This is a genomic window from Winogradskyella sp. Asnod2-B02-A (assembly GCF_045063645.1).
Lineage (GTDB): Bacteria > Bacteroidota > Bacteroidia > Flavobacteriales > Flavobacteriaceae > Winogradskyella.
In genome coordinates, this window is sequence record NZ_JBEFOG010000027.1 from 1,189,999 (window position 1) to 1,210,189 (window position 20,191).

Annotated in this window: 16 protein-coding genes and 1 pseudogene; 4 read left to right on the top strand and 13 right to left on the bottom strand. The window is 32.4% G+C overall.

The annotated features are described in order from the left end of the window. Nucleotides 1-70: 70 nt before the first annotated feature. The 4 genes from ACJJVO_RS13260 to ACJJVO_RS13275 are packed head-to-tail and all read right to left on the bottom strand — an operon-like array spanning nucleotide 71 to nucleotide 5,415. A complete protein-coding gene (locus ACJJVO_RS13260) occupies nucleotides 71-1,486 on the bottom strand; it encodes a hypothetical protein (RefSeq protein WP_405574929.1) in 1,416 nt (471 codons plus the stop codon). Further along, a complete protein-coding gene (locus tag ACJJVO_RS13265) occupies nucleotides 1,483-2,427 on the bottom strand; it encodes an alpha/beta fold hydrolase (RefSeq protein WP_405574930.1) in 945 nt (314 codons plus the stop codon). Before ACJJVO_RS13265 ends, ACJJVO_RS13260 begins: the two co-directional genes overlap by 4 nt. Continuing rightward, nucleotides 2,424-3,929 carry a class I adenylate-forming enzyme family protein gene (locus tag ACJJVO_RS13270; protein WP_405574932.1) on the bottom strand — a complete coding sequence of 502 codons (1,506 nt, stop codon included), beginning with the start codon at nucleotides 3,927-3,929 and terminating at the stop codon, nucleotides 2,424-2,426. The genes ACJJVO_RS13265 and ACJJVO_RS13270 overlap by 4 nt, the downstream gene beginning before the upstream one ends. Next, a complete protein-coding gene (locus tag ACJJVO_RS13275; protein WP_405574933.1) occupies nucleotides 3,904-5,415 on the bottom strand; it encodes a sodium/pantothenate symporter in 1,512 nt (503 codons plus the stop codon). Before ACJJVO_RS13275 ends, ACJJVO_RS13270 begins: the two co-directional genes overlap by 26 nt. 514 nt (nucleotides 5,416-5,929) lie before the next feature. Here ACJJVO_RS13275 and ACJJVO_RS13280 point away from each other — a divergent pair. Then, nucleotides 5,930-7,426, top strand: coding sequence for a discoidin domain-containing protein (locus tag ACJJVO_RS13280; RefSeq protein WP_405574935.1), 1,497 nt, complete (start codon nucleotides 5,930-5,932; stop codon nucleotides 7,424-7,426). Nucleotides 7,427-7,486: 60 nt separating this feature from the next. Here ACJJVO_RS13280 and ACJJVO_RS13285 read toward each other — a convergent pair. The 6 genes and pseudogenes from ACJJVO_RS13285 to metG all read right to left on the bottom strand — a co-directional run. Next, nucleotides 7,487-7,777: pseudogene (locus ACJJVO_RS13285) on the bottom strand (S1 RNA-binding domain-containing protein); the annotation flags it as partial. Between the two features lie 117 nt (nucleotides 7,778-7,894). Next, nucleotides 7,895-10,264, bottom strand: a complete 2,370-nt coding sequence (locus ACJJVO_RS13290) for a hypothetical protein (RefSeq protein ID WP_405574937.1) — start codon at nucleotides 10,262-10,264, stop codon at nucleotides 7,895-7,897. A 72-nt stretch (nucleotides 10,265-10,336) separates the two neighbouring features. After that, nucleotides 10,337-12,457: a Tex family protein gene (locus ACJJVO_RS13295; RefSeq protein WP_405574939.1), complete on the bottom strand. Its 2,121-nt coding sequence runs from the start codon at nucleotides 12,455-12,457 to the stop codon at nucleotides 10,337-10,339. A gap of 83 nt (nucleotides 12,458-12,540) precedes the next feature. Next, a complete protein-coding gene (locus ACJJVO_RS13300) occupies nucleotides 12,541-13,251 on the bottom strand; it encodes an OmpA family protein (RefSeq protein WP_405574941.1) in 711 nt (236 codons plus the stop codon). A gap of 3 nt (nucleotides 13,252-13,254) precedes the next feature. After that, nucleotides 13,255-13,725 (bottom strand): lipocalin, encoded by a 471-nt coding sequence (locus ACJJVO_RS13305; protein ID WP_405574942.1) that lies wholly within the window; start codon nucleotides 13,723-13,725, stop codon nucleotides 13,255-13,257. A gap of 149 nt (nucleotides 13,726-13,874) precedes the next feature. Further along, a complete protein-coding gene (gene metG / locus ACJJVO_RS13310) occupies nucleotides 13,875-15,923 on the bottom strand; it encodes a methionine--tRNA ligase (protein ID WP_405574944.1) in 2,049 nt (682 codons plus the stop codon). A gap of 83 nt (nucleotides 15,924-16,006) precedes the next feature. On the opposite strand from metG, the gene ACJJVO_RS13315 reads away from it, so the two are divergent. Together ACJJVO_RS13315 and ACJJVO_RS13320 are read left to right on the top strand one after the other, a co-directional pair. Next, nucleotides 16,007-17,029, top strand: coding sequence for an LD-carboxypeptidase (locus tag ACJJVO_RS13315; protein WP_405574946.1), 1,023 nt, complete (start codon nucleotides 16,007-16,009; stop codon nucleotides 17,027-17,029). A gap of 74 nt (nucleotides 17,030-17,103) precedes the next feature. Next, nucleotides 17,104-17,463 (top strand): YraN family protein, encoded by a 360-nt coding sequence (locus ACJJVO_RS13320; protein WP_405574948.1) that lies wholly within the window; start codon nucleotides 17,104-17,106, stop codon nucleotides 17,461-17,463. A gap of 60 nt (nucleotides 17,464-17,523) precedes the next feature. On the opposite strand, the gene nadD is transcribed toward ACJJVO_RS13320, so the two are convergent. Genes nadD through ACJJVO_RS13335 form a run of 3 tightly spaced genes read right to left on the bottom strand, consistent with a single transcriptional unit; the run spans nucleotide 17,524 to nucleotide 19,577 of the window. Beyond that, nucleotides 17,524-18,102 (bottom strand): nicotinate (nicotinamide) nucleotide adenylyltransferase, encoded by a 579-nt coding sequence (gene nadD, locus ACJJVO_RS13325; protein WP_405574950.1) that lies wholly within the window; start codon nucleotides 18,100-18,102, stop codon nucleotides 17,524-17,526. 1 nt (nucleotide 18,103) lies between these two features. After that, on the bottom strand, nucleotides 18,104-18,694 hold the full coding sequence (gmk, locus tag ACJJVO_RS13330; protein WP_405574952.1) for a guanylate kinase: 591 nt from the start codon (nucleotides 18,692-18,694) through the stop codon (nucleotides 18,104-18,106). A 25-nt stretch (nucleotides 18,695-18,719) separates the two neighbouring features. After that, the gene (locus ACJJVO_RS13335; protein WP_405574953.1) at nucleotides 18,720-19,577 is read right to left on the bottom strand and encodes a YicC/YloC family endoribonuclease; all 858 of its coding nucleotides are present in this window, start codon (nucleotides 19,575-19,577) and stop codon (nucleotides 18,720-18,722) included. Nucleotides 19,578-19,710: 133 nt separating this feature from the next. Between ACJJVO_RS13335 and ACJJVO_RS13340 the strand changes: the two genes are divergently transcribed. Continuing rightward, nucleotides 19,711-20,190 (top strand): acyl-CoA thioesterase, encoded by a 480-nt coding sequence (locus ACJJVO_RS13340; RefSeq protein ID WP_405574955.1) that lies wholly within the window; start codon nucleotides 19,711-19,713, stop codon nucleotides 20,188-20,190. The last annotated feature ends 1 nt before the right edge of the window (nucleotide 20,191 follow it).

A 20,191-nucleotide genomic window follows, 5' to 3' on the forward strand; every position in this document is an offset into this window, starting at 1 on the left:
TGACTTTTTATTGATTATGAGATTTTTTTCGACGTTTAACTCTTAAAATAGCGGTATTTATTGTAAATAATTAAATGTGCGACTTTAGCTCTAAAAAGGCTTCGGGTAAGTTGTTTGAAAGTGTATCAATAACCTTTATCATCAATTGTTTTTGATTTTTTGTAGGTTGAATAGTTTTAAGAGGCGCTTTTATTTCATCTAATAAACGGTTAGAATTTATATGTCCTTCCATGTATCTTGAGAGTGAAATACTCCATGAAATATTAGGGACATAATTATTCTGTTTCTGTCGTTCGCTTTCTTTTTCTATAAGATTAAATTTTGAAGCTAATTTTAAAACATCCTCGTACTTTTCTAAAACAATGAGTACATTTATATAAGATGTAAAAAAGTGATGCCAACGATGATTTAAAACTTCATTTTTATACTTTTTTAGAAAAGTCTTGGCTGTAGATTCTGCAAGAGTATTTTTCTGTAGTTCAGATAATATGCGGATTTGATAAGAACAATAGCCTATTTTTTGATGATAATTATGTGTTTCCTTATATAATTCTTGATGTTTTTCTAATAAACAAAAGGCTTCTTTTGGTTTGTGATTTCGTAATAGAATTGCAACCAAATTATTCAGATACATTAAAGCATCATTATTATTTTGTCTAATGGATAAATAACCGTAAAATTCAGCTTCCTCAAACTCATCTTGTTTAGAGTGGAGTAAAACCCTACTTGCGTAATAATTAGATAGTATACGTCTAGAGTACATTTCTCCCTCACTGAAGTAATAGTCAATTTGGTCAAATAGTACTTTTAATTTGTTGTTTTCACTGTAATTAGTGTACATAAAGGCTAATAACACAAAAGCTTGGTATCTGTTTTTGCCGTCTATATTTTTATTGTTAAATACCTCAAGTAACCAAGTTTCTAGATGTTTTGTTTCGTTATTGTTTCTCGTATATTGATTGGTGATTTCTGTAGTTGCTGTATATAATTTGTCCTTAATTATTTTGGCTTTATCATAATGTGCTTTGTAGGTGTCTAAAAAATCAGCAACTGTATTATGATCTTTATAACGCATTCTTACCAAAAGGTAAGATTTGTATTCTTTAGCGAGATCGTATAAATTCTGAAAATTATATTCAATAGCTTTATATGTAGAAATGTAATGTAAAAATTCTTTTTCTTCGTTTGATGCAATAGCATCGGTAAGGATTTTTTTGTTGAGAGACATAATCCAACCAATAGTAGCATCAACATCTATCGTTGCTAGTTTTTTCTCAATCCAATCTTTTATATAGGAATATTTTCGCTTATCAATAGTGTCGTCAAAATCCTTGCGCTTGTTTTGAGACAACGCATTGGTAATTACTAATGAAATTATACTTCGTTTTTCTGTATCTGTAAATTGGTAGCGTTCTTCAAGATATTTAGCTTCATTTGGTAGAATACTTTTGCTAAATGCTGTAAATTTTTTGAGTTTAGTTTTCATTTCTCATTTGCAAATTGCTGAATAAGTGTATTAACTTCTGTAGGTTTTTCGTATTGTACAAAATGACCTGCGTCTTTTATGTATTCAACTTTTACAGATTTAATATGATCTGATGCTATTTTGCCTACATCTTTAATAGTCAATTTGGGATTGAAATAGCGGTTAGGGATCAAAGCATCCTTGTCGCCAAATAAGACTAAAGTAGGAATTGAAATTGCTTCTAAATCTATAAAAACTGGTTCGTCTAACATGCCAGAAATACTACTAACTATAGCATTGCAATGTGCTTTGAAATCTGAAGCTTCTTTAATTGATTTTCGATCACTCACCATTTTTGAAACGTCTTCTGGCTGTTCGTAAAAATTGAGTGCGTAGTTTTTTTCTATTTGTTCGTCTGGAGTATTCGCAACCGATTCTGATGTAAAATAGGCTTTCATAAAAGTGCCATTAGTTTCAGAAAACTGTTCTAAACCAGCTGGTGCGACTAATATTAATTTATCAATAGCATTAGGGTAAGTTGTAGCGAATTTTATACTCGCTTGTCCTCCCATAGAATGGCCAACCAATATGACGTTTTTTAAGTCTAGTTTTTCTATAAATTGATGTAGTGTTTTAGCGAAAAAGGAAGGAGTATAATCAACTTTGGGTTTTGACGATTTGCCATAACCAGGTAAATCTAAAGCGATACAAGTATAATCTTTTTTTAAGACGGCAATATTTTTAGACCAAGCATCAGAATTACTACTCAACCCATGTGCAAACAAAAGTGTCTTTTCTCCACGTCCTTCCTTAATATAGCTGATTTCCAAGCTATCTAAAGTTATTGATTGTGTTTTGAAATTATAGTCTGAAAGTATTTCTTTCATTGGTTTTTTTGTGTTTTGAGAAAATAATGTGGTGTTAAAAAGGGTAATTATTAATAGTATTCCAAATCGTTTCATTCTTGGGATGTTATGGCGTTAAAATATTTATTAAGTTTTTTTCTCGATACTTTTCCTAAACTAGTTAATGGAATTTCTTCTAAAATAAAAATATACTTGGGATGTTTAAAAGCGACTAGATTTGTCGCTAACTCTTCTCTGATTTTTGTTACCGAAAGGTCTTTATTTGCTGAGGTTACAAAAGCTATGCCACACTCTCCCCATTTTTCGTCCTTAACACTTAAAACAACCGCTTTTTTAATGTCTTTTAATTGTTCTAAATGAACCTCAATTTCTTGTGGGTAAATATTTTCACCTCCAGAAATATACATGTCGTTTTTACGGCCTTTCATGTATAAAAAACCTTCGTCATCACTATAGGCAAAATCACCTGTGAATAACCAACCTTTTTTTATTTTGTTACTTGTTTTAACTGAGTTGTTCCAGTAACCAGGTGTAACGATATCTCCTTTGATACAAAGCTCGCCAACTTCGTTTGGTTTAACGTTTTCTCCATCTTTATTTACGATTTTTATATCTAAATAAAAATTAGGTTTTCCTATAGAGTTTGGTTTTAACTCTGCCATATTGTGATGTAAAGATGTGATGCTTGGTCCTGCTTCAGTTAGTCCATAACCAGGTCTTATAAAGATGTTTTTTTCGTTTTTCCAGAAACTCACAAGTTCCGATGGTACTTTTTCTCCACCAGAAATAATATAACGTAATTTCTTAAGGCTAACGTCTTTAAATACCTCAGTTTTTTGCATCATTAGCAGCATAGTTGGCAAAGCCATGAATAAAGTGGTTTTGTTTAGTTCTAGTAGACATAATATTTTTTCGGCATCAAATTTTTCTAACATTCCTATGTGTGCTCCTTTGTGTAATAAAGGCGTTATAAATACGTTCCAACCAGATGTGTGGTAAGGAGGAAGTGTGTTTATGGTAGAATCTCTAAACGTAATACCTAATTGCATTGAGGTGTTGAGGCTGTTCCAAAATAGCATTTTATTAGTGTAAATAACACCTTTTGGCGTGCCAGTTGTGCCAGAAGTATAAAAAATAAATAGCGGATTTTCTTCTTTAATCTTAAAGGGTTTTGTTATTAAGCAGTCAGAAGTTTGATAATATTCTGCTAGTATTTCAAACGTTGAAACTTTTAAATTTTGAATTGGTAATTGTTCTGCTTTGTCTTTATGGTTGCTATTAAAAATGAATAGACTAGGAGTGCAGTCTATGACCAATTTAGATATTTCGTTTACAGATTGGCGATAGTTTAAAGGGACAATAACGAGTCCCATGCGTTGACAAGCTACAAAAAGAACAAGATATTCTAAACCATGGTCTGCTAATACAGCAATTCTGTCTCCTTCTTCAAGATGGAGTTCTGTGAATTTTTGTATTAGGCGATTGGCATAGGTATGTAAGTCATTGTAGGTGTAACTTATATTAGCATCATAAGATGTAATAGCAATTTTTTCAGGCGTATAATCTGCCCATTTAGCTGTCCAATCTAGTCTGTCCAAGGTTTACTTTTTTAGTATCTATTTTATAAATTATGTAACCAATAACTAGTGATGTTATTATGCCTATTGCGGCGGAAACTCCTGGGTTATTTACTGGTTCTTGCATGTAAGGTGTAAGTCTGCCATAGTAAATGCCAAAGTGAACCACAATAGCAGTAATACTAGCAATAAAAACGGACCTTGTTGATACGTTCTTTAAAAAAGTACCAAATAAAACGGGTACAAATGCAGCAGCAAAATAAGCATAAACACCATTTTGAGCAAAAATGGCTACACTTACATCTGGGTTTTTAATTTGTTCCCAACTTAATAAAAAGCTTACAACACCTAATGCGATGATCACTATTTTATTAATACCGATAGTTTTTTCGGTAAGCTTATCTTTAAATAATGGATTTATGATATCCGTTGTAATTGTTATAGACAAGGATTGAATTAGACTTTCTAAAGTAGAAAGACCTGCGGAAATTAAGCCTACAACGATAACTAACCCAACACCTACAGAAAATTTTGTAACAACGTAGGTTGGGATAATTTCATCCATTCGTAATTTTTCTCCATTCACCATAAAATCAGGAAAACTAATACGTGCATATAAGCCAACAATAACCACCAAAAAGAAAACAATCATAAAAGCAATTCCACTAAAAAGATAGGTGTTTATTTTACTCGAATCTTTTAATAGGAGTGATTTTGTAATAATATGAGGTTGACAAACAACAGCAACGCCAATAACAATTTGTGCTACTATAATTTCAAAATAATCACGAAACAAGAAGCTTGATGGGTTTGTTGGTTTTGTTAAGTTGGGATCAATAGCATTTAATTTATCGAAAAAACCAGTTATACCATCTGCGAAATATTCTGATCCAGAACCAATTAAAATAAGTGCCACAATACACATAATGATGGCTTGTATGGTATTTGTGTAAACCATTGAATTTGCTCCACCAAACATCATGTAGCCAAACACAAATACTGTAATTCCCATAAGGACGTAAAATGGATCTGCATTAAGAGATTTGGAAATCACTTGGGTTAGACCAACATTAATAAGTACAATAAATGTAATGAGTAAGAGTGCAATGATACCAAAGAAAAAAGCGTAGTTTTTACTATTATAGCGTTTGCCAATCCATTGTGCCATGGTTGTCGCTTTTACAGCATTACCTTGTTTAACAAAACCTTTTGTAAATACAATTAATGAAATAAACGCGGCAATTGGTAATACAATGGCAAAAGAAATAACGCCAGATATACCGTAAAGTGCAATAAAACCTGGGTTAATAATAAAAGTTGCAGCACTGGTCATTGAGGCAGCTAAAGACAATCCAACAACCCATGACGGGAAGCCAATATTACCAACGGCATAATCTTTAATACTCGTGTTTTTACGAGAGCCTCTAATCACGAAAAATAAGATGACTGCTGCGTAAACTGCTAATAAAACCCACATATAAGTGACCAACTTGTCTGATGCTATCATTTCAATACATTTCTTTAAAAACAAATAACAAACTTTAAATAATTTTAGATCTTAGTATTTGTATTTCTAAGGGTATGACAATTTTAGTTTAAGTGTTTTAAATTTTAAAATAATCAAATATATCAATATATGTAGTAAGTGTGACTTTTATTTAATTTGAAACAGTTTATTTTTTTATGCGTCTATTATTAATGAAGTTTAAACTGAATTTTAACTAAGGTGTAACGATTTAATTTAAATGTGTTTGTCTATTCTAAATACAGTAATTCAATTTCACCAATACATTACCACTACATTTTAGGTTTCAAGACTATATTTAAAAGATTTATATGTTAAATGTTCATCACTTAAACACATTAGGTTTGTTGATTTCAAATCCTATTTCGATCAATAATTGAATACTATATTATATGCTGTATGGTTTTTACTGTGTTTGATTATTCTTAACACTTAATTTTAAGGTGTAATATTATGATTGTCAGATTTTTGATAAAAACTAATAAACAACTGATTTATGAAAAAAATTACTCTAACCTTAATTGCATTCATGTTTTTTGCATTAGGACAATCACAGAACTTGGCGCTTGGAGCAACAGCTACTGCGTCTAACGAATATCAACCAGCAAGTTATGCTATTGATGGAAATACTGGCACTCGTTGGGAGACTGATTTCTCGGACCCACATTGGATAACTATTGATTTGGGTACGAGCTATGATATTGGCCATGTGGTTTTAAATTGGGAAGGTGCATTTGCAAGCTCTTATGAAATACAAATCACTGATGATGCTACTTTTGCTACTTATACAACTGCTTACTCTACCACAACTGGTGACGGAGGAATTGATGATCTTTCTGTAAACACAACAGGACGATATGTAAGAATGTATGGGACTGTTAGAGGTACTCCATATGGTTATAGCTTATGGGAATTTGAAATTTACGAAGCTACAGATCCAGTAATAGACGCAACTCTAAGTGATCTTACTGTGAATGGTACTACTGTTACCGGTTTTGGGTCTTCGGTATTTGATTATTATATGGTATTACCAATAGGTACAACAGATGTGCCTGCTGTTGTGGCAACCACATCGCAAGCTTCACCTGCTGTAGCTGTTGTTACAGATGCACCATCACTACCAGGAACAACTTCAGTTCTAGTGACTGCACAAAACGGAGTAGATACCAATACTTATACAATTTATTTTGCAGTAGAATTTGCTCCTGTAAATGCAACATTTGATTTAACTTTTGAATCTGGCGCTGCTGGTAGCGATGCTTCTAATTGGGATGTATTTGAAAATAGTGATATGTCGCCTCCGTTTGAAGTGGTATCAAATCCTGATGCATCTGGTGTTAACACTTCTTCTATGGTTGCTAAATTTACCTCATTGGCAGGAGAATCTGAATGGGCAGGTTGTGCAAATCAACATGGTACTATTTGGGAATGGGTTTTGGATGGTACATCTACGACATTAACAATAGACGTTTATAAATCTGTTATTAGTGATGTTATGGTTAAAATAGTAAATTCAACTAATGGAACTATTTATGCTGTGCAACAACCAAACACAGTAATAAATGCATGGGAAACATTGACTTATGATATATCTGGTTCGGTTTCTAGTGGAGAAAATCATGATAATGATACCATAGTTGTTCATACAGATATTGCATCTCCTAGAACTACTGATAATGTTACATATTTTGATAATATTTCTTGGGAAGGTCTTAAAATAGCTGAGGCACCACCTGTACTTAGTGTTACTAATTTCGAAGCTACAGAATTTAAAGTATATCCAAATCCTACTCTAAATGTTTGGAATTTAGAATCTAGTAATCAATTAGTAAATTCAGTTCAAGTATTTAATGTATTAGGAAAACAAGTTATTACTTTAAACACTAATTCTGAAGAAGTAACAATTGATGCTTCTGAGCTACCAACTGGATTGTATTTTGCTAAAATTTATACAAACACTGGAAGTAATAGTGTTAAGTTAATTAAAAAATAGATAGTATTTTTTACGTTAGTTATATAAGAGCGCGTTTATTTTAAATAAACGCACTCTTTTTTATTTATGTAGCTTAAGCTGAATCCGTTTACGAGCTACATCTACCTCTAAAACTTTTACAATAATCTGCTGGTGTAAATGCACGTGTTCATTAACGTCCTTCACAAAACTATCAGATAAGTTTGACACATGAATTAGTCCACTTTCTTTAATTCCAACATCTACAAAGCAACCAAAGTTGGTAATGTTATTAACGATGCCTGGTAATAATTGTCCTTCGTGTAAATCGGTAATTGTTTTTATATTTTGGTTGAAGGTAAATACCTTGGCTTTTTCTCTAATATCTAAACCATATTATTAATATAAATAGTTGGTGTGACTTTTATTTAATTCAAGCAAAAATCTAGTTATTTATATTTTTTTGAGTCTAACGAATAGTATTATTAACGTGTCTTGGCGATTGAAAATTTAGTTAATACTTATTTCTTTTTCTTCAGAAATGAACTGTGTGTCATTTACAATACCCTCTATATAAAGTTTAACTGTTTTTGCATTAGTATTATAGATGTTGAAATTTAAATTGCCATGGGTATCAGTAGTTAAATTTGGAAACCAATCAATTACTCCGTATTCTTTAAAAAAATCTGTATGGTAGCCGTTGTACACTGGAGCATAAAACTTTTTATTAGTTGTAAACGGTAAAGGTATTTTATAAGTTTTAAAAGATTTTCCATACTTTTTGTAGGTACCTATTAGTGGGTCGGTATAAATTTTAATAACACCTCCACTGCCTCTTATACCCATTCCAAACCCTGTTTTATCAATATATATGTATTCTACATTATCTAAACGGTAATTGTAAAAAAAGCTCATATCGGAAATTAGTCTATCGTCTAAATAAATTTGTGGTGGACTCTTAGGCGCATTTATAGAAATGCTACGTTGTGGCAAAATGGAAAGTTTACCTTCATATTGAACTACAGCATAGCCATTACTCTCCACAAAGGCTGCGAAATCAAGATATTGCTTTCTATTATTATCGTCAAACTCAGTTACAAATCCTGGTCTACTTCCCTTAATTTTTTCAAGTTTTGTTTCTTTCATTTTTGCCTTTACTAAAACTTCATCCAAGACTTCAACTTTGTTAAGAGCAGGTTTTATGGCATCACTAGAATAATCCATATATGTCCTATCCTTTAAGCCCAAGAGATCTCGTTTTAATTTTAAATTCGGAATAGAAGAAGGGGTGAATTGCACATATAGATAAGGTGTTTCTGCTTTTCCTTTTTTTGAAAGTTCACCAATCTTTAAGATTTCTTTATCAAAAAAGAAAAACTCACTACGGGTAAATTTTGTTTCTTCTTTTGTTAGTGAAACTAAATCAGATGGACTATGTTTAGTTGGGAATATTATATATTGACCAGTTTTCTTACGGTTAGCGTTAGCATCAATTTGAATTCCTATTTCAAAATCATAAATTGTTTTTGGAGGATAATTAAAAATAGTATGCCAATCATAGCTGCTCCAGCCTTGTGTGAGTAATAAGTTATCTAATTCATATTTTTTCTTTCTATCAATATCACTAAAATAATATCCCGCATTTTCTATATTGCCTTTTACATAAGGTTGTAAATAGGTATATGAAATAATATTGTGATGTTGTTTGTTGGCTATAGTTTCAGCAGGAAGCACAGAAACACTGAATTTATTGATTTTAGTGGCGTCAACTCCTTTTATAGCTAGTTTAATGGAGATAGAATCGTTGCTTTTTTTAGTAATAGCATTTCCAGATTCCACAAGATTTAAACCATCATACTTAAAGAATAAACGTTCTAATAAAGGATTGTTTTGGGCGTCAAAAAGTGTAAATACATTAATTCCTATAGAAAGATCATCATATTTAATTAATTTAGTTATTTCGGTACTTTCACCAAAGGAAACAGCTATAGCCTTTAAGGTTTTTCCGTTATGAATACTTATAGTATAGTTGTTGTTTTTTATGTTAAGATGCGTTTCGGAATTAGTTCTAAACGTTATTGCTACTTTAGACCCAATATCTGCCAATGAAAGATTAATACCTGAAGGTTCTACGAGCGGAATAGGGAATGTTTGAGAATTGTTATTAACTAATGTATGAGCTAAATAACTTGAGTTTTTTTGTGGAGTAAGTAAAAATCTACCAATTCCATGTACATTAGTTTTAAAGGTGGTAATTGTATTATTATCGCTATCAGAGATATGTCCTTCAATGGAAACTCCAAATCCTAAACTGTCCTTGGCTACGATTCCAATGGTGTTTTCTATCTCCGAAACAAGATGTCCTCCTTCTGGTAAGAGCTGAATATTGATGGCATTCGTGATCCTAGTTGTTTTAATTTTAGTTTCTTTGTCTAGATCAATCACTTTTATTTGCTGAGCATAATAGTTTTGTTCATCAAAATTACGCATCCAATTAGTGTAGGCTTTGAAAGTGTATTTTCCAGTAGTAAATAAGCTGTCTAGGTCAAATTGACCTGCAGCAACTCCATTTTCAACTTTAATTAGTTTACTTTTTAAAACTGTATTGTTTTCGTCGGATATCTCGCAATACAAGTTTGTAGTTAATGAAGAAAGTTGCTTACTGTTTTTATCTAAAATGTAGGCATTAAATCCAATAACTTCTCCTTTTACATAAACCGCTTTATTAAGATGAACATACGCCAATTCTCTTGGTGCTTTTGAATAAGTATTGAATTTTGAATATAAGCTGTCGTTTTGAGCCTGACCGACAGTAGATAATGCAATAAAAAAAAGGAAAAACAGATCAAACCTTAGAGTTGAACGGATATGTATATTCATAATATTTTAGTGATACATAGTTAAACTTGTGGAAATATACTTTTTTATTTTTGTAATCATTTATTTATAAGATTATTTTATAAGTTTTAACTGAATCCGTTTACGAGCTACATCTACCTCTAAAACTTTTACAATAATCTGCTGATGTAAATGCACGTGTTCATTAACATCTTTCACAAAACTATCAGATAAGTTTGACACATGAATTAGTCCACTTTCTTTAATTCCAACATCTACAAAGCAACCAAAGTTGGTAATGTTATTTACGATGCCTGGTAATAATTGTCCTTCGTGTAAGTCTGTAATGGTTTTTATATTTTGGTTGAAGGTAAATACCTTGGCTTTTTCTCTAATATCTAAACCAGGTTTTTCTAGCTCTTTAATAATATCTTGAAGTGTTGGCAAACCAATCGTTTCTGTATAATATTTTTTTAAATCTATGTTTTGAAGAATCGTTTTGTTTCCAATTAATTCTTGAAGTGAAACGCCTTCATCTTTAGCCATTTTTTCGACTATTTTATAAGTTTCAGGATGCACAGAAGAGTTGTCTAATGGGTTTTTGGCATCTCGAATTCTTAAAAAACCAGCTGCTTGTTCGTAAGCTTTTCCGCCTAAACGTGGTACTTTTTTAATTTCGTTTCTCGATTTAAATGCTCCATTTTCATTTCTGTAATTAAAAATATTTTCTGCTAGTTTTGGTCCAATTCCAGATACAGAACTTAGTAAAGGAGTGCTTGCTGTATTAATGTTAACACCTACGGCATTCACACAATTTTCAACTACAACATCGAGTTGTTTTTGAAGCTTTGTTTGATCTACATCGTGCTGGTATTGTCCTACTCCAATAGATTTGGCATCAATCTTTACCAATTCGGCTAAAGGGTCTTGTAAACGTCGTCCAATAGAAACCGAACCACGAACGGTAACATCATAATTTGGAAATTCGTCGCGAGCAATTTTTGATGCCGAATAAATACTAGCACCTGCTTCACTCACTACAAACACTTGGATATCGGTTTTAAATTGAATTTTTCGGATTAAAGCTTCTGTTTCTCTTGATGCTGTTCCGTTTCCTATAGCAATGGCTTCAATTTTATAAGCTTCAACTAAAGAGGAAATCTTTTTTATGGCTCCAATGCTATCATTTTTTGGTGCGTGCGGATATATGTTTTCATTATGTTTTAAAGCACCTTGTGCATCTAAACAAACAACTTTACAACCACTTCTAAAACCAGGATCGATAGCTAAAACGCGTTTTTCTCCAATTGGTGAACCTAATAATAGTTGTTTTAAGTTTTTTGCAAAAACTGTAATGGCAGATTCATCGGCTTTTTCTTTTGCCTTTTGAAGAGCTTCATTGCTTAAAGATGGAAATAATAAACGTTTATAAGCATCCGAAATGGCTAATTCTATTTGATCTGCACAAGCGTTTTTACTTCGTATAATTCTATTATCTATATGTTCTAAAGCTCTATCATCATCAATTTCAATTTTAACACGAATAAAGCCTTCGCTTTCTGCTCTTAAAATGGCTAACAATCGGTGAGATGGAATACGACTTAAACTTTCGGACCAATCAAAATAATCTCTAAACTTTTGCGCTTTCTCATCGTCTTTTTTAGTTTTTATAACCTTAGTTGAAATTTGAGCACGACGCTCTAATTCATTCCGAAGATTATTTCTAATATCAGTACGTTCATTGATCCACTCGGCAATAATGTGTCTGGCACCTTCTAAAGCGTCTTCAATAGTTGTAACATCGCCTTTTATATATTTAAAAGCAATAGATTCGATGTCATTTGCCTTTTGACTCATTATGATTTTAGCCAATGGCTCTAGTCCATTTTTACGAGCGGTTTCGGCTTTTGTTTTTCGTTTTTTCTTGAAGGGTAAATAAATGTCTTCAAGCGTTGTTAAATCTTGGGTTTTTTCAATCTTTTGTTTTAGTTCTTCAGTTAAAACATCTTGTTCTTCCAAAGCTTTTAAAATGGCGATTTTTCGTTTTTCTAAAGCTTCAAATAATTCTTTGTATTTGACGATATCAGCAATTTGCACTTCATCTAAATTTCCTGTAGCTTCTTTTCGGTAACGTGAAATGAAAGGAATCGTACAGTCTTCGTTCAGTAACTGAACAGTACTTTTTATATTTTTTTCTGCTAATTGTGTGTGTTGAACTATATATTTTATAATCATAAAAAAAGACCTTATAAATTTAAAATTATAAGGTCTGTAAGATATTTAACTCAGGTGTAAAACCCGAATAGTTTTAATAAAAGTTATTCATTAGATTCGGCTTCTTTTTTAGCAGCATTAACCATAGCTTCATTAGGAACGATAGCAATATTTACACGTCTATTTTTAGAACGCCCTTCTGCTGTTGCATTATCGTACATTGGTTGTTCTTCACCAAACCAGTGTGTTGTAAATCTTCCGCTACCTAAACCTTTTCCTGTTAAATAATTGGTTACAGCTTCAGCTCTGTTTTTAGATAATGTCATGTTATAAGCATCATTACCAGAGCTGTCTGTATGACCTACAACTAAAATATTAGTGTCTGGATATTCCGCAAAAACACTAACTAGTTTATTCAGTGTTTCTTGAGACTTGGCATTGATGTTGTATTTTTCGGTATCAAAATAGACTCCACTTTGTTCATCAAAAGTTAATACAATGCCATCATCTACTCGTTCTACGGTTGCTCCAGGAATTTCATTTTCAATGTCTTGGGCTTGTTTGTCCATTTTATTTCCAATAAGCACACCAGCTCCACCACCAACAACTCCTCCGATAACAGCTCCTAATTCACCTTTGCCACCTTTACCAACGTTGTTTCCAATGATAGCACCAAGGATGGCTCCGCCTGCAGCTCCAATGGTTGCTCCTTTTTGTTTGTTATTTGCATTGTCTACAGCCTTACAGCTAGTCATTAATACTAAAAGTAATGATAGTGATATGGCTAAATTTGTTTTATAATTAAATGTTTTCATCGTTTAAATTTTTATAAAGTTCATGGTAATAGTGATGGGCTTTCCATCTAAAGTCACTATCTGTTGCCATTGCATGCTGTTTTCTGATAGTGATGTTAATTCTAATCTGAATCCTGCGTTGGTTTCAGATTTACCCTTTTCGTTGGTAGGTTTCAATAGGAAATTATAAAGACCTGTATCTTCATTAACTTCATCTATAGTAAATGAGAAATAACGTTGGTCTAATGAGCAATTCATTCCTAAAAGGGTATAGGTTCCCGTGTTATTATTTGGTATAAATTGCCATGTACTGTTTTCAAAACAAGTTTTTTCAGCATCATTAAGAAGTGTGATTTTTAAATCGCCAATGGCTGAAGATTTTACAGAGGCTAAGGTCCAATTTCCTTTAATCGTTTTTTTAGATTCACGAACGGTCTTTGACGCTCCACAAGCTAAAAAGCAAAGGGTTAAACATAATAGTGCTATTTTTTTCATTGTCTTTAAGTAATGTTTCAATTCAAAATTACTTAAACAAGGAAGGGTGGATTATTTCAAAAGATTAAATTATTAATGCATTAGCAAAAAAAAAGTGGAGCCTATACTAGGTTCCACTTTGTATAATATATTAAGAAAAAATGATGTGTTTAACTAATCTGCAACCCATTATTTACGCCATCAACATCAGGATTTACAAAAACCAATTTTCCAGTTTCGTCTTCCGTCATTAAAATCATCCCTTGACTTTCTACACCTCGTAATGCTCTTGGTGCTAAATTTACTAATACAGTTACGCGTTTTCCTATAATGTCTTCGGGTTTAAAACTTTCTGCAATACCAGAAACAATGGTTCTCGTATCAATACCTGTATCTACTTTTAATACTAAAAGTTTTTTGGTTTTAGGCATTTTTTCGGCTTCGAGAATCGTACCAACACGTAAGTCTAATTTAGTGAAATCATCAAACGTAATTTCTTCTTTTTGAGGCTCAGTTACTTTATTTGCTGCTTCGTTGGCTTTTTTACTGGCTTCCAATTTGTCTAGTTGTTTTTGAATTTCTGAATCTTCAATTTTAGAGAATAATAATTCGCCTTTGCTGATTTTATGGTTTGCAGGAATTAGTATGTCTTTGGTTGAAATATCTTCCCAACCGTTATCATTAGAGTTTAATATACCTTTCAATTTCGTTGATGTAAAAGGTAAAAAAGGTTCTGATAAAACTGCTAATGCAGATGCGATTTGTAAAGCTACAAACATCACAGTTTTAGTACGCGCTTCGTCTGTTTTAATCGTTTTCCAAGGTTCTTCGTCTGCTAAATACTTGTTCCCAAGTCGTGCTAAATTCATCAATTCTTGGCTAGCTTCTCTAAAACGGTAACGTTCAATAGAACTAGAAATTACAGCAGGATAAGCTTTTACTGCAGCTAAAGTTTCTTCGTCAATTGTAGAATAGTCAGAAGGTTCAGGAATAATACCTTCATAATATTTGTTGGTTAAAACCACCACACGATTAATGAAGTTTCCGAAGATAGCAACCAATTCATTATTATTTCTGGCCTGGAAATCTTTCCATGTAAAATCGTTATCCTTAGATTCTGGTGCATTAGCCGTTAAGGCATAACGTAACACATCTTGCTGATTTGGGAAATCTATTAAATAATCTGGTAACCAAACAGCCCAGTTTTTTGAGGTCGATAATTTTTTACCTTCTAAATTTAAAAACTCATTGGCTGGTACATTTTCTGGTAAAATGTAAGAACCTTCAGCTTTTAACATCGATGGGAAAATAATACAGTGAAATACAATGTTATCTTTTCCTATAAAATGAACCAGTTTTGTGTTTTCGTCTTTCCAGTAATCTTCCCAGTTTTTACCTTCGCGTGCAGCCCATTCTTTAGTAGATGAGATGTAACCAATAGGTGCATCAAACCAAACGTAAAGTACTTTGCCTTCACCACCTTCCACAGGTACCGGAATTCCCCAATCTAAATCTCTAGTCACAGCTCTTGGACGTAAACCATCGTCTATCCAAGATTTTACTTGACCGTAAACGTTGGGTTTCCAGTCTTTTTTATGACCTTTTAAAATCCATTCGCGTAAAAAGTCTTCGTGTTTGTTTAAAGGTAAAAACCAGTGTTTTGTTTCTTTTAAGGTTGGTACATTACCTGTAATCGCAGATTTAGGATTTATTAAATCTGTAGCATTTAAGCTAGATCCACAGTTTTCACATTGATCACCATAAGCTTCTTCGTTACCACATTTAGGACACGTCCCTGTAACAAAACGATCGGCTAAAAACTGATTAGCTTCAGCATCGTATAGTTGCTCAGTTACTTCTTCTACAAATTCATTTTTATCGTAAAGGGTTTTAAAAAACTCCTGTGCAGTATCATGATGAATTTTAGCTGTAGTACGTGAGTAATTGTCAAAAGTGATTCCGAAATCCACAAAAGATTTCTTAATTATCGCATGGTATTTATCAACGATATCTTGAGGTGTAACACCTTCTTTTTTTGCTTTAATGGTAATTGGCACACCATGCTCATCACTACCACAAATAAAGGCAACATCATTTCCTGTACCTCTTAAATAACGTGCGTAAATATCTGCAGGCACATAAACGCCTGCTAAATGACCAATATGTATAGGTCCATTAGTGTATGGTAATGCTGCTGTTATGGTATATCTTTTAGACATGAATTTTTGTTTTTAAAGCCACAAAAGTACGCAATATATAAGGGATTTAGAAAAAAAATGTACTTTTACAAAAAGCAGTTTTTATGTGTTATAAGTCCTATTATTTATGTCTGTTAATTGTGATTCTCTTAATGAGAGGTGATGATATTAACGCTCAAACCGAAACTGATAATTCAACAGAAATGACTTCAAAATTAATCCAACCACCATATTTAAAAGCAGGCGATACGGTTGCTATTGTAGCGCCTTCCGGAATTTTAAAAAATAGAGAAGGAGAGGTGCAGCAGGCTGTTAAGCTTCTTGAAAGTTGGGGTTTACATGCTATAGTTGGTAAACATGTATTTAGTAAAGCAAATCATTTTGCAGGTACAGACGAAGAGCGTTGTTCTGATCTACAAAGCGCAATGGACGATCCTAAAATTAGTGCCATTTGGTGTGCTAGAGGAGGATATGGAACGGTTAGAGTTTTAGATAAATTAAACTATACAGAATTTAAGAAAAATCCCAAATGGGTTATCGGTTACTCTGATATCACGGCTTTACACAACCAAGTACATAATGAAGGATTTCAATCGTTGCATGCTCTAATGTGCGTGAGTTTAACCAAGAATTTAGATGATATTAAAGAGTCCGTTTCTACTTTTAAAACTGCAATTTTTGGACATCCTGAGAATTATACATTAAAAGGATCTAGTTATAATAGAACCGGTGAAACTTCTGGTGAGTTAGTTGGTGGAAATCTTACGATGTTACATACCATGTTAGGTTCTAAGGAAAGTATTGATACCTCTGGAAAAATTCTTTTTATTGAAGAAATAGGGGAATATAAATACCATATAGACCGTATGCTGCAAAGTATGAAGCGTGCAGGTTATTTTGATAATCTAAATGGACTTGTCGTTGGTGATATGTCTAAAATGCGAAAAAATACGACGCTTTGGGGAACTTCAGTGGAGCAATTAATTTTAGATGCTTTAGCAGATTATGATTTCCCAATTGCTTTTAATGTGCCTGCAGGACATGAAAAGGATAATAGAGCATTAGTTTTAGGTAAAATTGTTAATTTGAAGGTTGAAAAAAACGAAAGTAAATTATCATATAAATAATTTAGTTTAAAGAAATTGAGAAACTAAAGAGGTTAAGGACTGTAGGATGAGATTCCTACTTTCGTAGGAACTATATGGCAGAGCATAACGAACTTGGTAAATTAGGTGAGCAATTAGCAACAGATTATCTTATGGCTAAAGGTTACAAAATTATGGTGCGTAACTATGTTTTTCAGAAAGCCGAAATAGACATTATTGCCAAACACAATAATTTTATAATTTGTGTTGAAGTAAAAACTAGAAATTCTGATTATTTTGGTGATCCACAAGAATTTGTGACTCCAAGTAAAATAAAATTATTGGTTAAAGCTATGGATGCTTTTGTTATTGAAAATGATATAGAATTAGAAACTCGTTTTGATATTGTTGCGGTACTGAAAAATAAAACTACAGAACAGTTAACGCATTATGAAGATGCTTTTTATCATTTTTAATTCCCATGAAAATAGGAATCTTTTGAAAAGAATAGTGAAATTCCTGCCTTAGCAAGAATTTCACCTATAAAAATTCATTTCATCTAGATATTTCCAAACATGTTCTGGTAGCATTGGTCTAACATTTTTACCTTCTTTTATAGAATTTCTTATAAAGGTAGAGGATAATTCCATAATAGGTGCGCTGACATGATGAATTCTAGGATGATCACTAAATTCTGTTTCAACTTTACCTTCAGAAAGTCTAGGATAGACATAAATGTCATGATTCTCAAGAATCAGTTCATAGTTTTTCCATTTATGAAGACTCTTTAGATTGTCTTCGCCCATAATTAAGGCAAATTCATAATTAGGAAATTTTTCAAAAAGATAAGTAAGTGTGTCTATGGTATAGTTTGGCTGTTTTAATCCAAATTCTATATCGCTAGGCCTCAATTTGTCGTAGTCTTTAGTGGCTAAATGCACCATTTCTAAACGTTGGTAATTATCTAGTAAACTACTTTTCTTTTTAAACGGACTTAAAGGTGTCACCACAAACCAAATTTGGTCTAAATCACTATGTTCGGCCAAGTGATTAGCAATAGTTAAATGACCAATGTGAATTGGGTTAAACGTACCAAAATATAAACCTATTTTCATTTTACTTCGCTATAAAGTCTGATACTAATTTATATGCATTTTCTAAAGCTTCGTCTAAATTAGAGTTTATTACAATTTCATCAAAAAGAGGTGCTGTAGCCAATTCTGCAGGTGCTTTTGCAACGCGCATACTAATTTTTTCTGGGCTTTCTTCTCCGCGATCTTTTAGCCTCCTTACAAGCTCATTTAAATCGGGTGGTTTAACAAAAATAGCAATAGTTTGCTCCGGAAATTTTCGTTTTATACGTAAACCTCCTGAAACATCAATATCAAAAATGACGTGTTTTCCTTTGGCCCAAATGCGTTCAATCTCAGTTTTTAAAGTGCCATAGAAATTATCTCTGTAAACTTCTTCCCATTCTAAGAATTCATCATTCTTAATTTTATTTTTAAACTCTTTTAAAGATAAATAGTAATAATCCTTAGCGTTTTCTTCGTTACCACGTGCTTCTCGCGATGTTGCTGAAATAGAAAACTCTAAGTTGAGTTCTGGCTGTTTTAATAAATGACGAACAATAGTGGTTTTTCCTGAACCAGAAGGTGCTGAAAACACAATGAGTTTACCTTGTTTTTTGTTTTTAGTTTCTGACAAAATGTATGATTTTACTGGGTACTAATTAAAGTACATTTAATAATTGTTCTTTAATTTTTTCGAGTTCATCTTTCATCTGAACCACTAATTTTTGCATAGGCGCATAATTAGATTTAGACCCAATAGTGTTAATTTCTCTCCCGATTTCTTGAGAAATGAAACCTAATTTTTTACCATTAGAATCGTCAGAATTTAAAGACTTGGTGAAATAGTCTAAATGGTTTTCTAATCTTACTTTTTCTTCTGTGATATCAAATTTTTCGATGTAATAAACCAGTTCTTGTTCAAAACGGTTTTCATCTACTTTCTCTTTAATATCTGAAATACCTTTCTCTAAACGAGCTCTCACACCATCAATACGATCTGGATCCATTGTAATTACTTCTTGCAACAATCTTCTTAAGGTAGTGATTCTACCTAGAAAGTCTTGCTTTAAAGTTGCTCCTTCGTCTTTACGATATTCTACAATTTTAGTAATAGCTTCGTTAATTTCTTTACTAATAAGCATCCATTCATTCTCGTCAATATCATCGCGTTCGGTGGTTACCGCATCAGGTAAACGAATGGCCATTTTTAAAAGTTCAGTAGCGTCTCCATCTACCACTTCTTTAAGTTGTTTAATGTATTCTTTAACAACTGTTTTGTTGATTTTAGAACTGGTATCTTCACCTGTAATTTCAACAAAAAGAGAAAAATCTACCTTACCTCTAACTAAGTGTTTAGCAATTAGTTTTCTAATGTCTAATTCTTTTGCTCTATACATGGAAGGCATACGAGCGTTGAGGTCTAAACTTTTACTGTTTAGAGATTTTAATTCTATAGATATTTTTTTTGTTGGGAGCTGCAGTACAGATTTCCCATAACCTGTCATGGAATGTATCATTAAAACGTTGCGATTAAAGTTGTGCAAAGGTACAAAATTGAATGGTTTAATTTTTTGATTAAAAACTTTAGAAAGGATTGACATGTACTAGTGTAGTTTTATAACTTTGTAATTCTTATTAGAAATAAAAAATATGTACAAAAAACAGTTCGAAATTCGTTGGAGTGATGTAGACGCTAATGGTCATTTAGCTAATTCTGCTTATACTAATTTTATGAGTCATGCTCGTATGGCTTTCTTTACAGAGAAGGGGTTTACAATGCCTGAGATAATGAAGTTTAATGTTGGTCCAGTGGTGTTTTATGAGCATATGTACTATTTTAAAGAATCATTTATTGGTACGCCAATTACAGTAACCATAGAAGTATCTGGTCTTAGTGAAGATGGTATGTTATTTATGTTTGAACATAATTTTTACAATCATAAAGGTGAAAATTTAGCCTATTGCGAAATGCAAGGTGCTTGGATTGATTTAAAAACAAGAAAGTTAACAGCGTTGCCTGCTCCGTTATTAGAATTGGCTCATAAATTTCCAAAATCTGAAAGCTTTAAAGTATTGACCAAGGAAGATACACGTAAGCATGGAGTAAGACCAAAACCGATGGCAATGTAGC

Bases quoted from the DNA above. Each gene is read 5' to 3' on its own strand.
- ACJJVO_RS13260 (WP_405574929.1), bottom strand. From the start codon at position 1,486: ATGAAAACTAAACTCAAAAAATTTACAGCATTTAGCAAAAGTATTCTA.
- ACJJVO_RS13265 (WP_405574930.1), bottom strand. From the start codon at position 2,427: ATGAAACGATTTGGAATACTATTAATAATTACCCTTTTTAACACCACA.
- ACJJVO_RS13275 (WP_405574933.1), bottom strand. From the start codon at position 5,415: ATGATAGCATCAGACAAGTTGGTCACTTATATGTGGGTTTTATTAGCA.
- ACJJVO_RS13280 (WP_405574935.1), top strand. From the start codon at position 5,930: ATGAAAAAAATTACTCTAACCTTAATTGCATTCATGTTTTTTGCATTA.
- ACJJVO_RS13290 (WP_405574937.1), bottom strand. From the start codon at position 10,264: ATGAATATACATATCCGTTCAACTCTAAGGTTTGATCTGTTTTTCCTT.
- ACJJVO_RS13295 (WP_405574939.1), bottom strand. From the start codon at position 12,457: ATGATTATAAAATATATAGTTCAACACACACAATTAGCAGAAAAAAAT.
- ACJJVO_RS13300 (WP_405574941.1), bottom strand. From the start codon at position 13,251: ATGAAAACATTTAATTATAAAACAAATTTAGCCATATCACTATCATTA.
- ACJJVO_RS13305 (WP_405574942.1), bottom strand. From the start codon at position 13,725: ATGAAAAAAATAGCACTATTATGTTTAACCCTTTGCTTTTTAGCTTGT.
- metG (WP_405574944.1), bottom strand. From the start codon at position 15,923: ATGTCTAAAAGATATACCATAACAGCAGCATTACCATACACTAATGGA.
- ACJJVO_RS13315 (WP_405574946.1), top strand. From the start codon at position 16,007: ATGTGTTATAAGTCCTATTATTTATGTCTGTTAATTGTGATTCTCTTA.
- ACJJVO_RS13320 (WP_405574948.1), top strand. From the start codon at position 17,104: ATGGCAGAGCATAACGAACTTGGTAAATTAGGTGAGCAATTAGCAACA.
- nadD (WP_405574950.1), bottom strand. From the start codon at position 18,102: ATGAAAATAGGTTTATATTTTGGTACGTTTAACCCAATTCACATTGGT.
- ACJJVO_RS13335 (WP_405574953.1), bottom strand. From the start codon at position 19,577: ATGATACATTCCATGACAGGTTATGGGAAATCTGTACTGCAGCTCCCA.
- ACJJVO_RS13340 (WP_405574955.1), top strand. From the start codon at position 19,711: ATGTACAAAAAACAGTTCGAAATTCGTTGGAGTGATGTAGACGCTAAT.